The sequence below is a fragment of the Butyrivibrio fibrisolvens genome (assembly GCF_023206215.1).
GTDB lineage: Bacteria > Bacillota > Clostridia > Lachnospirales > Lachnospiraceae > Butyrivibrio > Butyrivibrio fibrisolvens_C.
The window spans coordinates 3,245,650-3,266,158 of sequence record NZ_CP065800.1; the positions used below are offsets into that span (position 1 = coordinate 3,245,650).

Genomic DNA, 20,509 nt, shown 5'->3' on the forward strand with positions numbered 1-20,509 from the left:
CACTTTCCTGTTATCAGAGTTCTTCGACTTTGTCAAAAAGATCTCTGTGCTGATTAATCTTTTCACTTGTACCAACTACGCAGATACTGTTATCTTCTTCAAAAGCATCTACATAATCTGCAAGCTTCCTGATATCCTCTACAGTTACATCAAGTATCTGGTCACGATGCTCCTGAAGCTTATCAATATCTACATGGCACATGTAAGCCATAAGGCCATAAGAGCCTTTTGCGCTAGGTGTCTTAGGTGTATCAAGCTCTCCTATCGCACCTATAACAAATCCTGTAAGTGTACGCTCATCTGCTTCATAATTCCTTACAAAATCAGAAACCTGACGGAACACATCAAGACTTCTCTTAAGATGAGGATCTCTATAAGTTACAAAATATGAGTCTCCATTAGGAGAAGCTCCGCCCATAACGCCGTATGCTCCACCCTTTACACGGATATTGTTCCACAAAAAGTCATATCCCATCATAACCTGAAGGACACGAAGCGCTCCTGTATACTCAAGTCCGTTCTTTCTAAAGTTGCCCGCAAGCGCAGTATACTGAACCTGCCCCGGAGTCTTGAACGCATCATTGCTCTTTACAGGTACAAATTCAAGTCGGCCCTTCTGACAATCCTGAGTATAAAGGTTATCAGCAAATTCAGCCACCTTCGCTTCTATCTGGCCGTAGTTCTTCTTATCTGTAGTAAAGCTTACAAGAAGATTCTCTTTACGGAAAAGAGTCTTCATAAGCTCAGAAAGCTTTTCAACAAGCTCTTTGTGAGCAGCCTCATCATAATGCTTAGCATACTTTTGAACAAGGCGATATCCTGTTATACCGGACAGATTCTCAGAAACATTGCCTGTCTTAGAGAATCCCGCTGCAGCATGAAGAGCAGCAGCACGATGTCCTGCCGTCTGAAGATCTGCTTCCATATGTGACATCTTCTCATCAAGGATCTCCTTCATACGCTTCATATCATCGATTTTTGAAGTCCTTATGATCTCAGTTGCAAGATCAAATGCATGATCTATATTTGAAGGAAGGACCTTGACTGCAATTTCAAAAGTTGTAGCGAATTTTGACAGATCACGTCTGTCAGAGTAAGTACCGATACTTGCTGTGAATCCGCCTGTTTTCATGTTGATCTCATTATAAAGATCTCCATAAGAATAATTCTTGGTATCTACAAGTCCAAGTACAGACTTAAGGATTCCTGAATATTTAAACAGTTCATAAGGAACATCTTCCATTCGAAATACGAAGTTAAGATAATCTATACCATTTGTAAAAATATCATGGAATAAGAGTATATTATCCCCAACCTTCTTTTCCTCATAGATGAAAGGCTCTACGTTTCTTCTAAGATCCTTTCTTGTAAGCATAGGAATCTTCTTGAGATTCTCTTCCAAGTCAGGAGCTTCCTGATATTCCTTAAGCTCGGCAGTTTCGCGAACGATTCTGTCTATATCTTCCTTAGTAAGGCTTTCCTTATACTTTTGAAGCTCTGCAGATTTTGCAGCTTCTTTTTCTTCATTAAGGCCCTTTACAGGATTCATGATAAACATACTTGAATGAGTATTATCTAGAAGATATTCCTGTATAAGTCTTTCGAAGTAATCGCCTTCTATCTCATCTCTAAGTGCTTTATAGGTATCTCCTGCTTCGATATGAATAAAAGGCTTCATGTCGTCATAGAGCCAGCTGTCAAGGACCTGAAGTCCATATAAAAGTCCCTTAGGGAATCTTCCAAAGTCCGCTTCTCTGTACTTAAACTCATCTACGTTGATGGCAGCTTCAAGAGCCTTCTTATCAAGGCCTTCCTTAACTGTCTTTTCAAGGCACTCAATGATTGTCTGTTTGAAAAGATCTGCCTGATCAGCATTTGCATTCTTGGCAATTACAGAGAAAAATGGCTGAAGTACACCATTTTCATATTCGCTGTAGACATCTTTACCAATACCCTTATCAATAAGAGCCTTCTTAAGAACAGCGCCGGGTGCAGAAACAAGACAATAATCAAGAACATCAAATGCCACATAGAGCTTTCTGTCAAGGCTTGTTCCAACAGACCAGTTCATAGTCAGATATGTATTATCTTTAAGATCATCTGTCTTAAGAATGGAATAGTCCTTGTGAACAACAGACTGCTTCTCAAAAGGCTTCTGCATCTTGATACTTGAATCAATATCAAGATGATCAAAATGTGACAGATAATTCTCGTCTATATAAGTAAGCTTCGATACCATATCCATATTTCCATACAGATAGATATAGCTGTTGGACGGATGATAATATCTTCTGTGGAAATCAAGATACTGCTCATATGTCAAAGAAGGAATAACGTCCGGATCACCGCCTGACTCAATATTATAAGTATTGTCAGGATAAAGAGAGTTCATGATACCCTTATCAAGAATATCATCCGGTGATGAATAAGCGCCCTTCATCTCGTTATATACAACGCCGTTGATTTTAAGATCATCATCAGCGCTTTCCATCTCATAGTGCCAGCCTTCCTGCTTGAATATCTTATCTGTTTTATAAATATTGGGATAAAAAACAGCATCAAGATATACATGCATAAGATTCTGGAAGTCAGCATCATTGCAACTTGCTACAGGATATACAGTCTTATCCGGATATGTCATTGCATTAAGGAATGTATTAAGTGAACCCTTGGCAAGTTCGATAAAAGGATCCTTAACAGGAAAATCCCTTGATCCGCACAAAACTGTATGCTCAATGATATGCGCAACACCTGTAGAATCTGTCGGAGGTGTACGGAAACCTATATAGAAAACCTTGTTTTCATCATCATTTGGTAAAAGAACTACACGAGCCCCTGTCTTTTTATGCTTTAAGATATAACTATCTGTTCCAAGGTCATCTATTCTTCTATGCTCTAAGACCTCGTAAGCAGTCAATTCATTAACTGTCATAAATACTATAATTCCCTTCTTTTTGTTCTCATATCATTATCTCCTCCCAAAGGAAAAGACTATATTAACTAATCATTGTCATTGATCATGTGGCGCTTAAGTTATTTCCAAAATATAATCAGATCAAAAACATATAAACCAATATACGCTCGATCAGAAAAGATCAAAATCATCTCCTGCAGAGACTTCAACATCAAATTCTCTGTTAGTGATGACTTTACGTCCAACCTTCAGTTTGCCTGAAGGATTGTGCATCTTGGACATAGTGCGTCGCCTTTCAAGAAGCTCCTGTTTTCCAAGCCTTGGAAGCTCATCTTCTTCTGTATCCATAGGAACCACCATTCCTTCCGGAACAAAACGTGTGATCTTCTCATCATCAAATGAAGGATCCAAAGTACCTTTCAGTGATAAATCCAGGTCATCTGGCTTGTTAGCATCTGCTACTTTAATATCTGTAGTATTGTCTAATAAATCAGCGCCATTTTCAAGTACCTTAAGCGAATTGGGATCGTCTGACTGAATATCTTCAAGTTTCTGCCCTTTTACTATATTTTCTTTTTTCTGGTTATCCTCAGGTTCTCCTGCATTTTTATTCGAAGTATCTTTTTCAGCATCCTCTATAGTATGTTCTTCTTCAGTTTTTTCTATAGACTGCTCATCTTCGGATTCTTCTGCAGTCTGTTTGATTTCCGATTTCTCTTTAGCCTGCTCGTCTTCAGATTTGCCTACAGTCTGCTTATCTTCAGATCTTTCTATGGACTGCTCATCTTCGGATCCTTCTGCAGTCTGTTTGATTTCCGATTTCTCTTTAGCCTGCTCGTCTTCAGATTTGCCTACAGTCTGCTTATCTTCAGATCTTTCTGTGGACTGCTCAACTTCGGATCCTTCTGCAGTCTGCTGATCTTCAGATTTCTCTTCGTCGCCCTCAGCTTTGAGTGAATCATCCGCGCCTTCATCTAAAGGCTCGAACACAACTACATCTTCTTCATTTTCAGATGCATCATCAAAATCATCATTACCAAACAACAGTTCAAAATCAGAAGTATCATACGAAGTAAACATGCAGGCAAGTCCTCCTCCGATCACTATAATGCACATAAGTGTCATCATTCTGAGTGTATTAACGCCAGTCTCCCCCATCACAGGAGATACAATGCATACCAATAGTGCCGGAAGCATAACAGGCGCAAGACGTGTAGTCTTTTTATGGAAAAGAAAAGCAAATGACGAACAAAGCATGATTATAGCAAGTATAAGATACAAAACTGCGTAAACCGATGAGCTCGATTCGCCAATAACTTCAAAACTCTCTATCGAAAGAACATCTGCAAAATACTTGGAAGACCATCTGTAAAGTGCAGGTCCTATAACATCATATCCGTCCCACACTATCAAAGTCAGCATAAAGCCACAAACAGCTCCGGGGATAATACATGCAAAGCTCTTAAGCACCTCTTTTATCTTCTTAAATACAAAAAGAAGAAGCAGCATAGGGCTCCAGAACAGGATGGTTCCGGCATCTATATAGAATAATGCACCAAGTCCGATTCCAAGTAAAAAATATAGTAAAAACCTGACTGCAGACTGACTTTTCTTTGCTCTTGTCATGTTTTTAAAATATATTGCCAAAAAGATAAGCTCAAGAGCAACGAAAATCTCAAAGAAAGAAGCTGCATCAAGTATATGAACCGTGATAAATGGCGGAAGGAACATAAGAAGAGACAGGACAATTATAGACGCAACCCGTCCGGTCATTATCCTCACTGCCACCCCTATAAGGATAAAAAAGATCATCCTTACAACTATCTGATATACTATGGCTGCTATCACGATATCTCCAGTGAAATACAGCACCGTTCTCATGATGACCAGATAAAAAAGCTTCCAGATAGAATCAGCTGTGATGATCCCTCCTTTTGTAACAGAAGCCGTTTCAAACAGCATTATGCCTGTCTTTATGTAAACTCCATCGTTATAGAGAATAACGCTTCTAAGAACTATCCCTCCAATAAGGACAAGTGCAAATAATATCAAGTAAATAAGATTAGAATTTAATTTTTTCCCCTGCATAAAGTAAACCGAAAGTCTGTCAATTAAAAAGGATACAACAAGACACGTGCCTGTCACCAGGGCTGTGAACAGCCCGGTAAAAAGCATCGTTTCAGTTGTATCCGAAGTAGGAAAGAGACCGGAATATAACCCAAATACAGCAATCAGTAATACATTAAATGTAGCAAATAAAGCCCAGATAACATACGAAGATACATCCTTCTTCAGTATCATTTCCGATCCCCCATTTTTTGAATTTTAAGTCCCTAAACCCTTATTAAAGTAATCAGTCCTCGTCTGGCTCATCCCAGTTGTGATATACGTTCTGTACATCATCATCTTCATCAAGCATGTCAAGAATCCTTCTAAGGCACTTAACGTTCTCCTCGTCTGTAACCTGAACATAGTTCTGAGGAATCATAGTAACCTCTGCAGAAACAGTCTCAACCTTAGCATTGTTAAGAGCTTCAACTACAGCCTGGAATGCATCAGGAGCTGTAAGGATCTCATAAGAATCCTCTTCTTCCTTGAAATCATCAGCGCCGGCATCAAGTACTGCCATCATAAGGTCATCAGCTGACATTGCGCACTCTTCCTTATCAATGATGATCTGACCCTTCTTATCGAACATGAAAGATACGCAACCAGGTGTTCCCATAGAACCCTTACCCTTTGTGAATGCGCTCTTTACATTAGCAGCTGTACGGTTTGTATTATCTGTAAGAGTCTCAACTATGATAGCTGTTCCGCCAGGACCGTATCCTTCATAAGTGAACGCCTTATAATCAACGCCTCCGTTCTCACCGGAAGCCTTCTTGATACCTCTTTCGATTGTATCGTTAGGAACGTTGTTGGCCTTAGCCTTTGCGATTACTGTAGCAAGTTTGAAATTGTTAGACGGATCCGGACCGCCTTCCTTAACAGCAACTGCAATCTCACGTCCGATAACTGTGAAGATCTTACCCTTAGCAGCGTCGTTCTTCTCTTTCTTATGCTTGATGTTTGCAAATTTTGAATGTCCTGACATCTTTATAACCTTTCCTTTTCCTAAAATAAATATTATTACGAAGCTTTCAGCCTCGTGATTTAAACAATAATTTTTTTGACACCAACACTGGTGATCATATGATTCTGAACTTCCAAGATACTGAAGTTGTAACCATCTATCGTAACATCGTATTTCTCATCCTCTTCAGGTATCCTGTCCATCTTCGAAATCAGAAGACCATTCAGAGTTTCAAACTCATCCTCATGAAGATCTATTCCGAAGCGCTTCTCAACTGTCTCAATAGGAGTCCTTCCAAGAGCCACAAACTCTCCGGGTTTGCCGGAAGGTGTGATAAAACTCTCATCTTCGTCATATTCATCCATGATATTGCCGACGATCTCTTCAAGGATATCTTCCATAGAAACAAGACCTGCTGTCTGGCCATACTCATCAATAACTATCGCTATCTGAGTCTTTGTAGACTGCATACTGTGGAACAATGACTCTATATTCCTTGTCTCAGGCACATACATAGGCTGACGCATAAGTCCCTTGATCTGCCTTATTTCCTTTTTCTCATTGCCGGATTCAGAGTCCTTCTGAACCGCATCTCTTATATGAACTATACCGATTATATGATCGATATTATCAAGGAATACAGGAAATCTTGAATTATTGCCCTGAAGCATGAATGAAATCGCATCTTCAAGGCTCATAGTTCCTTCGATTCCGCATATATCATTACGATGGGTCATGATATCCCTAACTTCCTTGTCAGAAAATTCAAATATATTGGTTATCATGTCGGCTTCAGAATCCTGAAGCACTCCCTGCTCCTGACCTTCGGAAACCATCGACTTTATCTCTTCTTCTGTAACATCTGTATCATCATCAAAATCTCTGATACCGCACAGATACATGATTCCATGCACAGTTACTTCGATAATACTTGTAAATGGCCTCAAAACCGCCATAAGTATCTTGATAAACGGGCTTAGAATCATGGCCCAGACTTTAGGATGTCTTCTGGCAAGCTTCTTGGGAAGCAGCACTCCGATTGAAAGAAATACATACAAAAGCAGAAATGCTACTACTGCCTGGCCCAAAACAGATGCTACGAGTTCATTGAGTGAAAAGATAAATCCTCCAACAACGATCCCGAAACGTTCTACATAGAAGCGTCCGATTATGATATTCAGTATAAAAACAAAAAGCTGTACAGTATTAACATATTCTGTCGGATTATTCATAAGTTCCGACAAAAAGATGCCACTTTTGCTGCGAATCTTTTCGTTTTGGTCTTCGGATGGTTCTTCACCTTCCTCTTCAGACTCGCTAAAGAGGTCTTCTGCTTTTAGATTATGCAGAGCTGCGCCAAAACCGTACACGATCACGTCCAGCACGAGTAATACGAGCAGTCCGATAAAATAATAGGCAGAGGGTCCGCCATCATCCATATAAATTCATCTCCTTTTTGGTCAAAAAAATTGTTTGATACATAACAGTTTGCGTGCCTCTGCACACAAAACGTCAACTTAAACTATAACATTGTGATACTTACTAGTCAAGGTCGAGGCTTTGCCGCCTTGTCGCATTATCGCCTTTATTTGTATTTGCCCATAGCCTCTTTATATTGGCGGTTTATTTCGGTTATTGCTGAAGAGTCGCCTTCGAAGTTGTCCGGGTGGTAGAGTTTAGCGAGGGAATGGTATTTCTTGACTATGCCGTCGCGGGATTTACAGCCTGCAAAGAAGTCGAAGGTTGAATAGTTTCCGGAAGGTCTTTTAGGATCAGACGAACTTCTGCTATCAGATTTCTGATAGTATGACTGATTTTGTTTCTGCTTTTGATGATCATAGCTACTTTCAGATTTATAACTACCATATCTATTATAACGGTCATCGTCATCTATACGTTCGTAACGATCCTCATCCTTATCCTGATCATAATCATCATAGTTATCGTCATCGTCATCATCATAATAGTCATCATAACGTCCGCTACTATATCTTTTATTCCATCTTCCTCTGCGGAATCTGTCGTCCTCTTCGTCCTTTTCTTCCAGGTCTTCTAATCTGTCATAATAGTCTTCATAGTAGTCATCATAATTTTGCTGACGTTTTTTTATTTTCTCAAGCCTTCTTATTTCTTTTCTTGATAAACGTTTACCTTCGTAATCCGCATATCCCATTCTGTCGTAATCTTCTTCGTCATATGCCTCATCATATTCTGCTTTGTCTGTTCCGAAGGTGTCATTTTCGAATTCGTCGTGATGGCGTTTTAGCCAGTCCTGATAGGAGTCTTCGTATTTAGGATCATAAAAGGGTTTGGTATGAAAAAGAAAACAATATCTTCTTCTAAATTGTCTGAATGGAGTAGTCATTCCGAAGACGCTTCTGAATATATAGATAGCAAGGTCTACTATTATCGCTATTCCCAAAAAGTTAACGCCGCTTGCTGCTGCCGATAATAGTAATAGTCCGAGGAAAATAGGTATTCCTATTAGTATAGTTATTGCCCAGGCTATGATGCTGTAAGCTTTCTGCTCGCTTTTTTCCAGTATTCCTTCCCACCAGGAAGTAACTGCTTCAAGGAGTGTCTGAGTTACTTTCTCGGATATATCATTTACGCCATTTTCTATATTTTGCTGTAGGCCATTTGCTATATTATTGGAAATCTCTCCTGAAAGGTTATCTGCTATACTATTGGCAATGTCTCCGGATACGCCATACGAGCTGTCAGCCTTAGCCACCAGGTTTTCATCCTGAAGGTACTCTATATCACAGGCATGAACATAGCTTTCTACATACTCTTTGGCCTGTCCTATATAATCATTGCCGGTAAAATAACCTGCGCATTCAAATACAACAAGAGCTGCCAGTACGATACCGGCAGCCGGGAATAGACACAAAAACAGTTTATAAACATTCCAAATAAGCCTAAACATCTGTTTAAGCAGCCATGCGTATGCTTTTAGTATAGTCATGAAAATAGTAACAAGTACACTGGTAAAAAGCATAAGTAGGTAACCTCAAAAATTATTATGAAATACACGGATGTATTTCCATGTGCGGATACAGGATGTATCCAGTACATGCCCGGAAATACATGGATGTATTTCCATGTACCGGATACAGGATGTATCTAGTACATGTCCGGAAATACACGGATGTATTTCCATGTACGATTATCCCTTAATATACAACCTTGGGATTCTTGGATTAAGATCGCAGGCAAGCTCGTAATTAAAGCGTCCGCTCAAGTTTCCAAGTTCTTCAATTGATATATGCTGATCGCCGCTCCATCCTATAATAGTGACTTCATCATTTTCCAAAGCTTCAGGGATTCTACTTATATCAACCATGAACTGATCCATGCATACACGTCCAAGGATAGGTGCTTTATGACCGTGGATAAGGACATAGCCTTTATTAGAAAGGCTTCTTGGATATCCGTCGCCGTATCCAACAGGGATAGTAGCAATCCTTGTGGGCTTATCTGTAATATAGGTTCCGCCATAGCTAACAGCAACACCCGCAGGTACATCCTTAATATAAGCGATGTGGCTATACAGTCCAAGTGCAGGCGTGATCTTCACTTTGTCTGTAGGAACATCCTCAGAAGGCTTCATTCCATACATTGTAACTCCGGCTCTTACCATATCCATCTGAGCCTGCGGGATACTTATGATGCTGGCAGAATTCGCGCAGTGATGTAGAGGAATCCTAACGCCGTTTTCTTTTTCTACTCTTTCTATAAAAGCTGTGAATATATCTTTTTCTCTATAGCATCTGTAAGGTCTTTCTCATCAGCTCTGGCAAAATGAGTGAAGATTCCCTCAACTTCGATGTGCTTCATGGAGAGCGCCTTCTTAACAAAGAGAGCACCCTCATCATTAGGACGAACACCTATTCTGGACATAGATGTATCAACCGCAATATGAACCTTAACTTTGCAAGTCTCAGACCTCTTTGCAGCTCTTTCTTCAAGCTGCTCAAGCTGATCATATCTGAACACCGCCGGTCTTATATCATTTTCAATAAGGGAATCGTAAGAGAAAGGAAATGTATATCCCAGGATCAGTATAGGTTTTCTGATTCCATTGTCCCTAAGCTCCATCGCCTCTTCGCAGGTTGCACAGGCGTATCCCCAAATATAGTCCTCTGATTCAAGTAGTTTTGCAATTGGTACTGCTCCAAAACCGTAACCATCAGTTTTGATAACTGCGATCATCTTGGTTTCAGGCTTTAAATTGTCATGCATTGAATGCATATTTGAAAGAATTGCATCAAGATCAACTGCAGCACATACCCTCGGGTATTTTAATGCCATCTCCTTAGAAAGATTCTGTCTGCTAACTATTTCATGTGAGTTCATTTTATAAATACGCTTTCTATCTTAATGAATTCAGAGATTGCCCAATGACCATATCTTTTAATAATCCGAGAAAACAGCTCCTATAATCCAAAGACAGTTTCTACGATCAAAAAATATTTTCTATGATCCAAAAACAATTTCTTAATTCTATTATTATTTTTCCGGAAGAACATTTGCAAGTTCCTTTATTATATCACTTGCTGTCATATAATACTCTCCCACTCTGGAAGCCGCACGATTGCCGGCAAGACCGTGTATGAAGGTTCCAATGCAGGCAGTCTGGAAGGCTCCAAGCTTCCTTGAGCTCAAAGCTCCGATTATCCCTGCAAGCACATCGCCTGATCCTGCAGTTGCCATGCCACTGTTACCTGATATATTAACATACATCTGCCTCTTACCGGCTCCCGCCACGACAGACCTTGCATCCTTACATATTACTACACAGTTATAATACTCCGAAAGTGCCAAAGGCCACTTCAGCATATTTTCCTTAACATCATAGACCGTAACAGGCTCAGGACGTTCATCGCCAAATGCAGCATTGTAAAGCCTTGCAAACTCTGCAACATGAGGAGTTATCACAAGCTGCTTGTCTTTAGAGTCAGAATAGGCTCTTGCAAGCTCACTTATATGTCTATCTTGTGCTATCAGAGTAATAGCATCTGCATCCGCAACAAGGAACTTGTCATAGTGTTCTAGTACGATGCTAAGGATGGCCTTAGCAACCATTCCTGTTCCAATCCCTGGGCCTATAACTATAGCGGACGCCCACTTCATGTTTTCAATAAGTATATCTCTGATCTTGTCTATATTGCTGTCAGTCTCAATATTGGCATATGAATCAAACATTGCCTCAGGAATACTGCTCTTAATAGCTTCTACATTAGCAGGTGTCGTAAATACTTTGACCATACCGGCGCCTGTATGGAACGCTGACTTGGAACACAGAAGGCATGCGCCCGTAACCTTATCGCTTCCGGCAATGACTAAAACCTTGCCGAATGTTCCCTTATTACCATAGCCAACTCTCCTTGGAAGAAGGTCTTCGGGACCCTCATCAAAGAAAAAATATTCAGGAAGATTCCCAAGAAAACCGTCCACTGTAATACCGACATCTTCTACAAATAACTGCCCGCAGTACTCAGTGCCGGGGTACAGCAGCTGTCCCATCTTGGCAAAATTAAATGTAACAGTAAGGTCCGCCTTAACAGCAAGAAGATGAACACTTCCCGTATCAGTATCTATGCCGGATGGAATATCAACAGCAACAACAAGTGTAGACTCGTCCTTGAGCTTCTTGCATTCATTGATATACATTATAGCTTCGACATATTCGCCTTCTACATCTTTGGTACATCCGATTCCAAGGACAGCATCTACTATGATATCCCATTCCATTTGTGATTTGGTGGCTCGTACATTGGAAAAAGTGTCCATTGGAATATTGTACGCCTCTGCGCATTTCTTCTGGGATGCAGTATCAGGGTTAGAGTCCTTGTCATCAACAAGAGCTATCTGCACTCTGTAGCCATGCTGATACAAAATCCTTCCGATAGCTATCCCGTCACCGCCATTGCCGCCGTGTCCTGCAACGATCAGAACATTAAAAGCTCTGGAAGTGTGCATAGCTCTCTTCCACTCACCGATTCTGGCAGCAACAGCCAGAGCAGCTCTTTCCATAAGCACGATGGATGGAACCCCAAAGTGCTCTGAAGTATTACGATCGCATGTTTTCATTTCTTTGGCTGTTACTAAATACTGCATATGTCCCCTTTTTGCTTATTATGAATGAGTCAGTACTAATTATTGACCAATTACGAATAAGCCAGTACATTACGTCTGTATGGATCCTGACCCCGGAGTTCTGATCCTGTGATTTCTCTCGGGATCATATTCCATATCGAATATATCTATAACTTCAGGTCCGAAGATATCATGCATATATGAATACAGGTTGAAATTCTCCATCTCACCTTCCTGAAGTCTAATGACCTGTTTCTTGAGCTCTTTTCTCGTATTGGATAGCCACTCATCGATCTCGTTGATCTCATCTGTATTGCGATGAAGTCTTTCGTAGCATACAGACATGGATGCAACCATAACCTTATAATTGAGCTGATATATCTCTCTGGGAAGCCCCAAAAGCTGATCTTCAAGCTCTTCGATCTGGGAATTGCAATCTCCTATAAGTCTCTTCCTGTCATCAAGTTCCTTACCCGCGGACTTATCGCCCTTATTAAGCCTGTCAGATATGCCTATTACTTCATCAAGAAGTGTCTTCTTAAGGCGCTTTATATCCTTGATCTTTTGCTTGAACCTAGCCTGCTCATCCACAAGCTTATTAAGCTCATCGGCAAGAGTCTGCAGCTCATCACTAACACCCTCTTCACCAAAGAGCATCTTCCACTTCTCATCAGTTGTTACAATTGGTATATTCTTGCCAAGTAGAGCCGGCATATAGACATCTTCTTCTCTGGACATAGCATCCTTCCTCTTAGGCACGACTATATCTCAAACAACGAAAACCTGCATTTAGTATTTCGGATAATCCCCCGATTTAATTTAGAATATACTAAAACTCTTCACTTCGACGGACCGGTATATCCAAAGTCTTTAGAGAAAGCTCTATACTTATTATACTATATTTCATCAATATAAATGACAGGCCGCCGGAATCACCTAAGTCCCGGCACAGCCTGCCAATCACTATCGATTTATATATTGCCCAAAATCACTTCTTACCGCCATGGAATCTTTCATAACGGTTAATGTTGTATGACAGCTTCATAAGGCTGTCTGAAAGATGAACATTCTCAACCTGAACATTCTCCGGAACATCAAGATCCACATGAGCAAAGTTCCATATTGCCTTGATGCCTGCCTTAATAAGTCTGTCGGCCATTGGGACTGCCTGCTCCTTGGGAATTGTGAGAACTGCGATATCGATATTGTTCTTCTTGATAAAATCCTCGATCTCTTCTATCGGACGTATCTCAACATCGCCAATCATCTTGCCTTGAAGAGCCGGGTCACGGTCAAATGCACCCTTGAAAACAAATCCTCTTGTTGAAAAATTGGTATAACCCGCCAGAGCTGTACCAAGATTACCCGTTCCTATAATGATGAGCTGGTGCTTCTTATCAATGCCAAGTATCTTACTGATCTCATCATACAGATACTCTACATTATAGCCATAGCCCTGTTGTCCAAATCCACCGAAATTGTTGAAATCCTGCCTTATCTGTGAGGCTGTAACCTTCATTATGTCAGAAAGTTCCTGAGATGAAATCCTCTCTACTCCGCTAGCCTTAAGCTCACCAAGATATCTGAAATAACGGGGCAGGCGGCTGACTACTGCCTGGGATATTTCTTTATCCATGCGCCTTCCTCCTGATCTGTTATTATTGTTAATTTTGTATCACTCTATAATTGTAGCGAATCGTTAAACTTTAGTCAATTGAAATTATATCCTAATCAGTGTAATATATTGCTGTTATGAATAAAATACAAGGCCAGCCATTTCAAGACTGAGCCTGCATTTCAAAGCACAAATGATGCGAGGTATATCATGTTACTTTCATGTCACAATATATGTAAATCTTTCGACGGTAAAGACATCTTAAAAGGTGTTTCTTTTCACATAGAAGCAAATGAAAAAGCAGCTATCGTCGGTATTAACGGAGCCGGCAAGACTACACTTTTAAAGATAATAACAGGGCAGCTGTCACCTGACGAAGGCGAAGTTGTTTTTGCCAAGGATACAAGTTTTGGATACCTGGCACAGAACCAGAACATAGATTCAGGCAATACGATCTATGATGAACTTAAGCTTGTCAAAAAAGATACGATAGAGCTTGAAGAGAAGATCCGCGAAGCTGAAGAACAGATGAAGGTCCTTACAGGAGACGACCTTACAAAGCTCATGAATGACTACACCGCAATGACTCACCACTTCCAGCTTATCGACGGATACGCCTGGCAGAGCGAAGTCGCCGGAGTAGCCAGAGGTCTTGGCTTTACAGATGAAGAGTTCGGAAAGTCCATCAGTACCCTCTCCGGAGGCCAGAAGACAAGAGTTGCCCTTGGTAAGCTCCTTCTCCAAAAGCCTGACCTTATCATCCTTGACGAGCCCACCAACCATCTTGATATGAATTCCATACAGTGGCTTGAGACCTATCTTCTCAACTACAAGGGCGCCGTACTGATCGTATCCCACGATCGTTACTTCCTTGATAAGATAGCAGGCAAGATCGTCGAGATCGACCAGACAAAGGCCGGCATCTACAACGGCAACTACTCTTTCTATGCTACAGAAAAAGAAAAGCGCCGCGCTATAGCATGGCACGCCTACATCAATCAGCAGCAGGAGATCAAGCACCAGCAGGAAGTAATCGATAAGCTTAAGAGCTTCAACCGTGAGAAATCCATAAAGCGTGCTGAGAGCAGGGAAAAGATGCTTGAGAAGATCGAGCGTATCGAAAAGCCTACAGAAGTTGATGATGAGATGAAGATAAAGCTCACACCATCCTGCGTATCAGGTAATGACGTACTAAATGTAGAAGGCATCTCCAAATCCTTTGAAAATGCCCACCTTTTTGAGAATATATCATTCGAAATAAAAAGAGGCGAGCGCGTAGCGATCATCGGCGATAACGGAACCGGTAAGACCACAATGCTCAAGATCATCAACGGTCTTCTTCCTCCTGATGCAGGCAAGATAACCCTTGGCGTCAAAGTTCACCCTGGTTACTACGATCAGGAACACCACGTGCTTCATGATGAAAAGACTCTTTTTGAAGAAATTTCAGATGAGTATCCAACTCTTAATAATACAGAGATAAGAAATACGCTTGCTGCCTTCCTCTTTACTGGCGAAGACGTATTTAAGCGTGTCGGCGACCTCTCCGGTGGTGAAAAGGGTCGTATGTCACTTGCAAAGCTTATGCTCTCTGAAGCTAATCTCTTGCTTCTCGATGAGCCTACAAACCACCTTGATATTACAAGTAAGGAAGTTCTTGAAAGTGCTCTTAACGGCTATGAGGGAACTGTCCTGTACGTAAGCCACGACAGATACTTCATCAACAAGACTGCTACCAGGATCCTGGATCTTACAAACGGCGTACTTGTTAACTATCTTGGTAACTACGACTATTATCTCGAGCACCATGATGAGCGTATGGCTCAGATCCTTGCAGGTAATCAGTCTGCTACTGCTACCGCTGCTGCAAGCGGAGTACTTCTTGGAGGCCAGAGCGTTTCTAGCTTAGGAAGTACAAATACTTCATCTGCTTCAGGTTCGATCAAAGCTAACAGCTTCCAGTATGCAGGTGACAGTGCCGATGCTACAGACGGCAAGGCCGACTGGAAAGCCCAGAAAGCCGCTGCTGCCCAGCAGAAGAAGAAGGAAAAAGAGCTTAAAGCCTGCGAAGAAGAAATCGCAAAACTTGAAGAGCGTAACGAAGTCCTGAATGAAGAAATGTCCAGACCTGAGATCGCAACAGACCTTGCAGAACTTCGTAAGCGCACGGACGAGCAGGAAGACATAACAGCAAAACTCGAAGTACTGTATGATAAGTGGGCAATGCTTTCTGAGTAATACAGGTTATAGATTGTTATAAAACTAATAAAAAGAGGGTGTTATCTTCTATTCCAGAAGATTCACCCTCTTTAAGTATCACTCAATTTCTTCTATTGTCAGGTCAGGAAAGAGCCTGTCGCTCTTGATCTCGCTGCCGTTATTCTTTGAGCAGAAAGCCACTCCTTTATACTCAATTGTTTCGCCAGCTTTAATGGTAATGACTTCCTTATCAATAAAGTTCAGCGAGTGCGGGATCATCAAATTCAATCTCTTCTTCAGTTGAATATGGTACGCCGTCTTTCACACCCTGAACCAATCTGCATGGACCATCAAGATAATATGCTTCAATCTCGTAATCCACTGGATCTGCCTCTATTATGTAATCTGCTAAAGCTCTGGCTGCCTTTTCTGTGCTTTCATCTCCGGAATTTCCGCCAATAGCAGGGCCTGTAGGGCCACAATAAGCATATAGATAAAACTTCTCGCCATTTTCAGCTTCTGCACAGAGATTATAACTGTACATATTCTCAAAATTTTTGGTTAAATATGAAGGCTCCCCAAATCTAGCCTTTAGCTGTCCAAATGCAAGTGGAATTTTAGATTCCATTTCTTTTGCATACTTAAAGAAATCGTAAATAGCGCAAATATGTGCGCCTCCATTAAACTCCTTTTGTTCTTCCTCTGTCTGAACTCTGAATTTGTATTCCATAGCCTTTTCCTCCTAGTAGTAGTTTTTATGCGACAAATCAATTGTACTATCGATTATTATTCGATTCTTCTAAATCCGACGAAACGACATTTTTATATTACGAAATGCATCAAAACATTTTATTCATCCTTGCGTTTGAAATCCAATTCGAAATCCATATCAAATCCGTCCGGAGCCCAGTTAATAGTACCAGGTTCAATAAACTCAATGTTTATGAACCTCCGCAATCAGAAGTGCAAAATATATGCTACCGAGCTGCTGACAACAGAGGCAACAAAGATCATGAATGATTTCTACAAGCTATTTAAGATCTCCTGCCCTGCAGAGGTGTCGTTGAAACGTGGTTAGAAAAGTTGGTCGGGAACTATAGTTTAAGACTTGCTCTTATCATAGGCGATCTGCTTGAAGAGATTGAAAAGACCGCTCTTGATAGCATTATTATCATGATCTGCGCCTGTAATCTCGTACCAGATGTGGTCAGCGCCGTTAGCTTCTAAAAGCTCATGATACTGCTTTGGATATGTTCCAACTACTGAATCCCTGCTGCCGCAGCAGACAATGAATACATCAGGCTCTACTGCGCCATCTGCAAATTTCATCTCGCTCTCTTCGATCATTCCCTCGTGAGTCATGAATTTATCTGTTGTAGGAACGATTCCCGGTGCTGCAGAGATTGCACATACATAACCAAAGAGCTCAGGTCTTTGAAGCGTGATATAGATTGTCTCTCTGCCGCCCATTGAAAAGCCTGCAAGATAAGTATTTTCTCTACCTGTAAGAATTGAATATTCGCTCTCAATGTGAGGCATCAGGTCATTAACAAGATCGTTGATGAAATTGTCGTAAGGAAGAACGCTCTCGCTATCAAAACCAGGCTGCTGGTAAGGATCAGATGTTGCGTACATGTTAGGACATACAACGATTGTCTCTTCGATGAGTTCATCAGCCGCCATATTACCTACGATCTCTTTGATCCTGTTCTCTCCATCTGAGGAAAAAGAGTACTCGTTTCCAAAGATACCATGTAAAAGATACAAAACCGGATACTTCTTATCTTCGCTATAATCTGCAGGAAGAAGAATACTGTAACCCCTCTCCAGTCCACAGGTTTCAGAATAATAAGTTGCATGTGTGAACTCGCCGTATTCTACATCACCGCGCTTTGACTCGATCATTAATGGACATCTTTCATCAATCTCATCATTAAGAACGAACTCTGTGTCAGCACCTTCTGAGTCATCCTCTGTCTTTATTCCTGAAGCAAAAGAGCTTAAGTCTTCACTGCTGTTATCTGTAGCTACGCTACTCTCCCCGGTGCTATTTGCTACTTCCATGCTTATTTCTTCGTTACTGTTTTCTGCTCCCATACCGTTGTCCCCCTGTGAATTTGCACCACATGCACATAGTGCCGTTATAGCTAATGCCAATATAATTGATATACTTTTCTTTTTCATAACCAGCCCCTTTGAACTGAAAGAATAAACAGTCACAACTAGTACTACTATTATCAAATCATTTGCATGATTTATCATTATAATCATGTAAAAAGCCGCTCACAAGCCATATATTGCTATAATCATGCTATTGGCATTCATTAATTCGAGTTATATCTTTCAAGCTCCTTTTTAATTTCCAAATACTCATCAACTTGTTTTTGGATCTCTTCATCATCATAAGGAAAAAGAGCCAGCCCCTCTGGACTGACCCTCATAAACTTTGGCAAACCCTCACCAATGTTGATTATCCGGGAAAACATACGTATATGAATGTGTTTGGGGAGCAGTAGTTTCAATACTTGATCGTAAAGACCATATCAAAAGCGAAAGCATCAAAAACAATGCGATTACAAATAGACTATACCCAGCATAGAATTTATATTTTCTCCAGTTGATATCTGATTGGATTTCATGGACTCCTTCCGGATCATATATATAAACAACGATATTAGCTCCAGGTTTTAGACCTTTTTCACTGGTGCATACTTCTCCTTCCAGCGTCTTGCCTTTATAATCATAGCTAACATTATATGTCTCATATATCTCACCACACCTACTATTTATCTTAACAATCTCTGTCCCTTTACTATCAATGACCTTTCCTCTAAACTTTTAGATTTCTTATATCTTATTCCTAAAATCAAATTTATAATTGCCCAAAAAATAAATACCGATATAAAAAAACCTATTCCTAAATAACCACCCAATGCTCTCAAAAAACTTCCTCCTTGAAAAAACTATCATTAAATGTCTCTTTATTATTCTCAATAAATTATTTGTTATATTCATAAGAATTATAATAGCTACCAACAGTTACTTTATTTTTATATTGGCTATCATAATTCATTTGGTCCATGCCCCATAAAAAAGCAAAAACATCAATAATATAACTATAATTCCCACAGCACACGCAGCAAATATTTGAAATTTCCTCCATCCGATATCTGATTGAATTTCATGAAGATTATCCGGATCATATACATAAACATCTATCTTATCTCCACGTCTTAACCCTGTTTCATCTGTGCAAACCTCGCCTCGAAGTGTCTGGCCATTATATTCGTAACAAACATCATATGTTTCATATATTTCACCACAGCGGCGACCAAAATAAACTATCTCTGTGTCTATACTATCAATAACTCTTCCTTTAAACTTTTTGGATTTCTTATATTTAATTCCAGAAATCATATCCACCATTACCAAGAGTAATACAAATGGTAAAAATGCTAATCCCCAACAACTTGAACTTGTCATCATATTAACCTTTCTATATTCAAAACAAAAATACAATTGATATATGAGGCCTGCATATATCATAACGATACATAGCTTACCATATAGTATCTTTGTAAATAAATAATAATCGCAGCAAAAAAAGACGTATAATTCATGTACTCACAGGCTATACGTCTTTTTAATACTGCTGTTATTCTTTTACTAAATCATTCAGTTCAGACGGATCCTGTATCTTTCAAGATCTACCTGATCACATTCTAAAAATACTGTTTCGATATACTCTCCGCCATTTGCAAGAATTGTCTTTTTACTGGCTTCATTTGAAGGAATACAGCTTACTCCTATTTCATCAAATCCAAAGCTCTTAAGAAAATCCAGCGCTTTAGCAAGCATTCTCTTTGCATATCCTTTCCTTCTCTCTGAAGGTCTGACTGAATAACCAACATGTCCTGTGAACTCTTTCATTCTCTCTTAGAGAACTTTTTCACTGCCTTAAGTGCCTTGTTTTGGGCATTTCTAGGGCGAGTTGCTGTTTACCTGCTGCGTACGGTAGAAAGCTCAGGGCTACTGTATGCTGCTGGCGGCAACTTTAATAACCGCGATCAAAAATAATACTCTGATTTTATTCTCTACTCATTAAATCTTTGTCTGTCTTTTGTAAGATTATCTTCCGGAATAACGTTCCACCATCCATCCCGATAATTGAGATGTTTTCTGTCTCATTTTGCTTTCTTTGGTTTCTTATCCGGAAGTTCAGCATACATACCATTCAACAGTTCCAAAATCAAAGCCTTGTCATCAAAACTATCAAATACATGCATCAGAGTCTTTGAACCTTCATACGGATAACGCAGTTCAGACTCCGCAAGCATTCTGTCCGATGTCGGCGTTCTCTTTAGAAACAGTTCATTATCGCAAATGTCACCTATCAGTTTTCCATTGAGGTATACAAGATACCCGCCCATCATAGATTTTATGACAATATCACCGGCTGCAGATAAAGCCTCACGAACATATTCATTATATTCACTCACCATAGTTTTCCCCCATCAAACTGCTGATTAGTCGCTCTACATTGTATTCCGGTAAAATTGACCAAAGACCTTTATAAACAGCAAATATTTATGCATGTTTTATGCAA

The 20,509-nt window shown here is 40.2% G+C and carries 14 protein-coding genes and 1 pseudogene; 1 reads left to right on the forward strand and 14 read right to left on the reverse strand.

All coding sequences use genetic code 11. The features are described from left to right. Positions 1-13 precede the first annotated feature (13 nt). From I7804_RS13580 to I7804_RS13620, 9 genes and pseudogenes are all read right to left on the reverse strand, one after another. Positions 14-2,932 (reverse strand): insulinase family protein, encoded by a 2,919-nt coding sequence (locus I7804_RS13580; protein WP_248403868.1) that lies wholly within the window; start codon positions 2,930-2,932, stop codon positions 14-16. Positions 2,933-3,085: 153 nt separating this feature from the next. Next, on the reverse strand, positions 3,086-5,215 hold the full coding sequence (locus I7804_RS13585) for a hypothetical protein (RefSeq protein WP_248403869.1): 2,130 nt from the start codon (positions 5,213-5,215) through the stop codon (positions 3,086-3,088). A 52-nt stretch (positions 5,216-5,267) separates the two neighbouring features. Further along, positions 5,268-6,008: a YebC/PmpR family DNA-binding transcriptional regulator gene (locus I7804_RS13590; protein ID WP_022752965.1), complete on the reverse strand. Its 741-nt coding sequence runs from the start codon at positions 6,006-6,008 to the stop codon at positions 5,268-5,270. A gap of 59 nt (positions 6,009-6,067) precedes the next feature. Continuing rightward, complete coding sequence (locus tag I7804_RS13595) at positions 6,068-7,426, reverse strand: hemolysin family protein (protein ID WP_248403870.1); 1,359 nt, start codon at positions 7,424-7,426, stop codon at positions 6,068-6,070. Positions 7,427-7,572: 146 nt separating this feature from the next. Then, a complete protein-coding gene (locus I7804_RS13600; protein ID WP_248403871.1) occupies positions 7,573-8,988 on the reverse strand; it encodes a hypothetical protein in 1,416 nt (471 codons plus the stop codon). Between the two features lie 168 nt (positions 8,989-9,156). Beyond that, positions 9,157-10,346 (reverse strand): annotated as a pseudogene (gene alr / locus I7804_RS13605) (alanine racemase). A 153-nt stretch (positions 10,347-10,499) separates the two neighbouring features. Further along, positions 10,500-12,110 carry an NAD(P)H-hydrate dehydratase gene (locus I7804_RS13610; protein ID WP_248403872.1) on the reverse strand — a complete coding sequence of 537 codons (1,611 nt, stop codon included), beginning with the start codon at positions 12,108-12,110 and terminating at the stop codon, positions 10,500-10,502. A 69-nt stretch (positions 12,111-12,179) separates the two neighbouring features. After that, positions 12,180-12,827 carry a hypothetical protein gene (locus tag I7804_RS13615; protein ID WP_248403873.1) on the reverse strand — a complete coding sequence of 216 codons (648 nt, stop codon included), beginning with the start codon at positions 12,825-12,827 and terminating at the stop codon, positions 12,180-12,182. Positions 12,828-13,077: 250 nt separating this feature from the next. Beyond that, a complete protein-coding gene (locus I7804_RS13620) occupies positions 13,078-13,725 on the reverse strand; it encodes a redox-sensing transcriptional repressor Rex (protein WP_022758731.1) in 648 nt (215 codons plus the stop codon). A gap of 189 nt (positions 13,726-13,914) precedes the next feature. Here I7804_RS13620 and abc-f point away from each other — a divergent pair, with 189 nt between their 5' ends. Then, entirely contained in the window at positions 13,915-15,942 is a 2,028-nt protein-coding gene (gene abc-f / locus I7804_RS13625; RefSeq protein ID WP_248403874.1) for a ribosomal protection-like ABC-F family protein, read from the forward strand. 211 nt (positions 15,943-16,153) lie between these two features. On the opposite strand, the gene I7804_RS13630 is transcribed toward abc-f, so the two are convergent. From I7804_RS13630 to I7804_RS13650, 5 genes are all read right to left on the reverse strand, one after another. Continuing rightward, positions 16,154-16,633: a hypothetical protein gene (locus tag I7804_RS13630; protein WP_248403875.1), complete on the reverse strand. Its 480-nt coding sequence runs from the start codon at positions 16,631-16,633 to the stop codon at positions 16,154-16,156. A gap of 371 nt (positions 16,634-17,004) precedes the next feature. Beyond that, complete coding sequence (locus I7804_RS13635) at positions 17,005-18,087, reverse strand: alpha/beta hydrolase (RefSeq protein WP_248403876.1); 1,083 nt, start codon at positions 18,085-18,087, stop codon at positions 17,005-17,007. A gap of 885 nt (positions 18,088-18,972) precedes the next feature. After that, positions 18,973-19,389 (reverse strand): hypothetical protein, encoded by a 417-nt coding sequence (locus I7804_RS13640; RefSeq protein ID WP_248403877.1) that lies wholly within the window; start codon positions 19,387-19,389, stop codon positions 18,973-18,975. Between the two features lie 189 nt (positions 19,390-19,578). After that, positions 19,579-19,833 (reverse strand): GNAT family N-acetyltransferase, encoded by a 255-nt coding sequence (locus I7804_RS13645; protein ID WP_248403878.1) that lies wholly within the window; start codon positions 19,831-19,833, stop codon positions 19,579-19,581. Positions 19,834-20,087: 254 nt separating this feature from the next. After that, positions 20,088-20,405 carry a TfoX/Sxy family protein gene (locus I7804_RS13650; protein ID WP_331477813.1) on the reverse strand — a complete coding sequence of 106 codons (318 nt, stop codon included), beginning with the start codon at positions 20,403-20,405 and terminating at the stop codon, positions 20,088-20,090. Between the last annotated feature and the right edge of the window lie 104 nt (positions 20,406-20,509).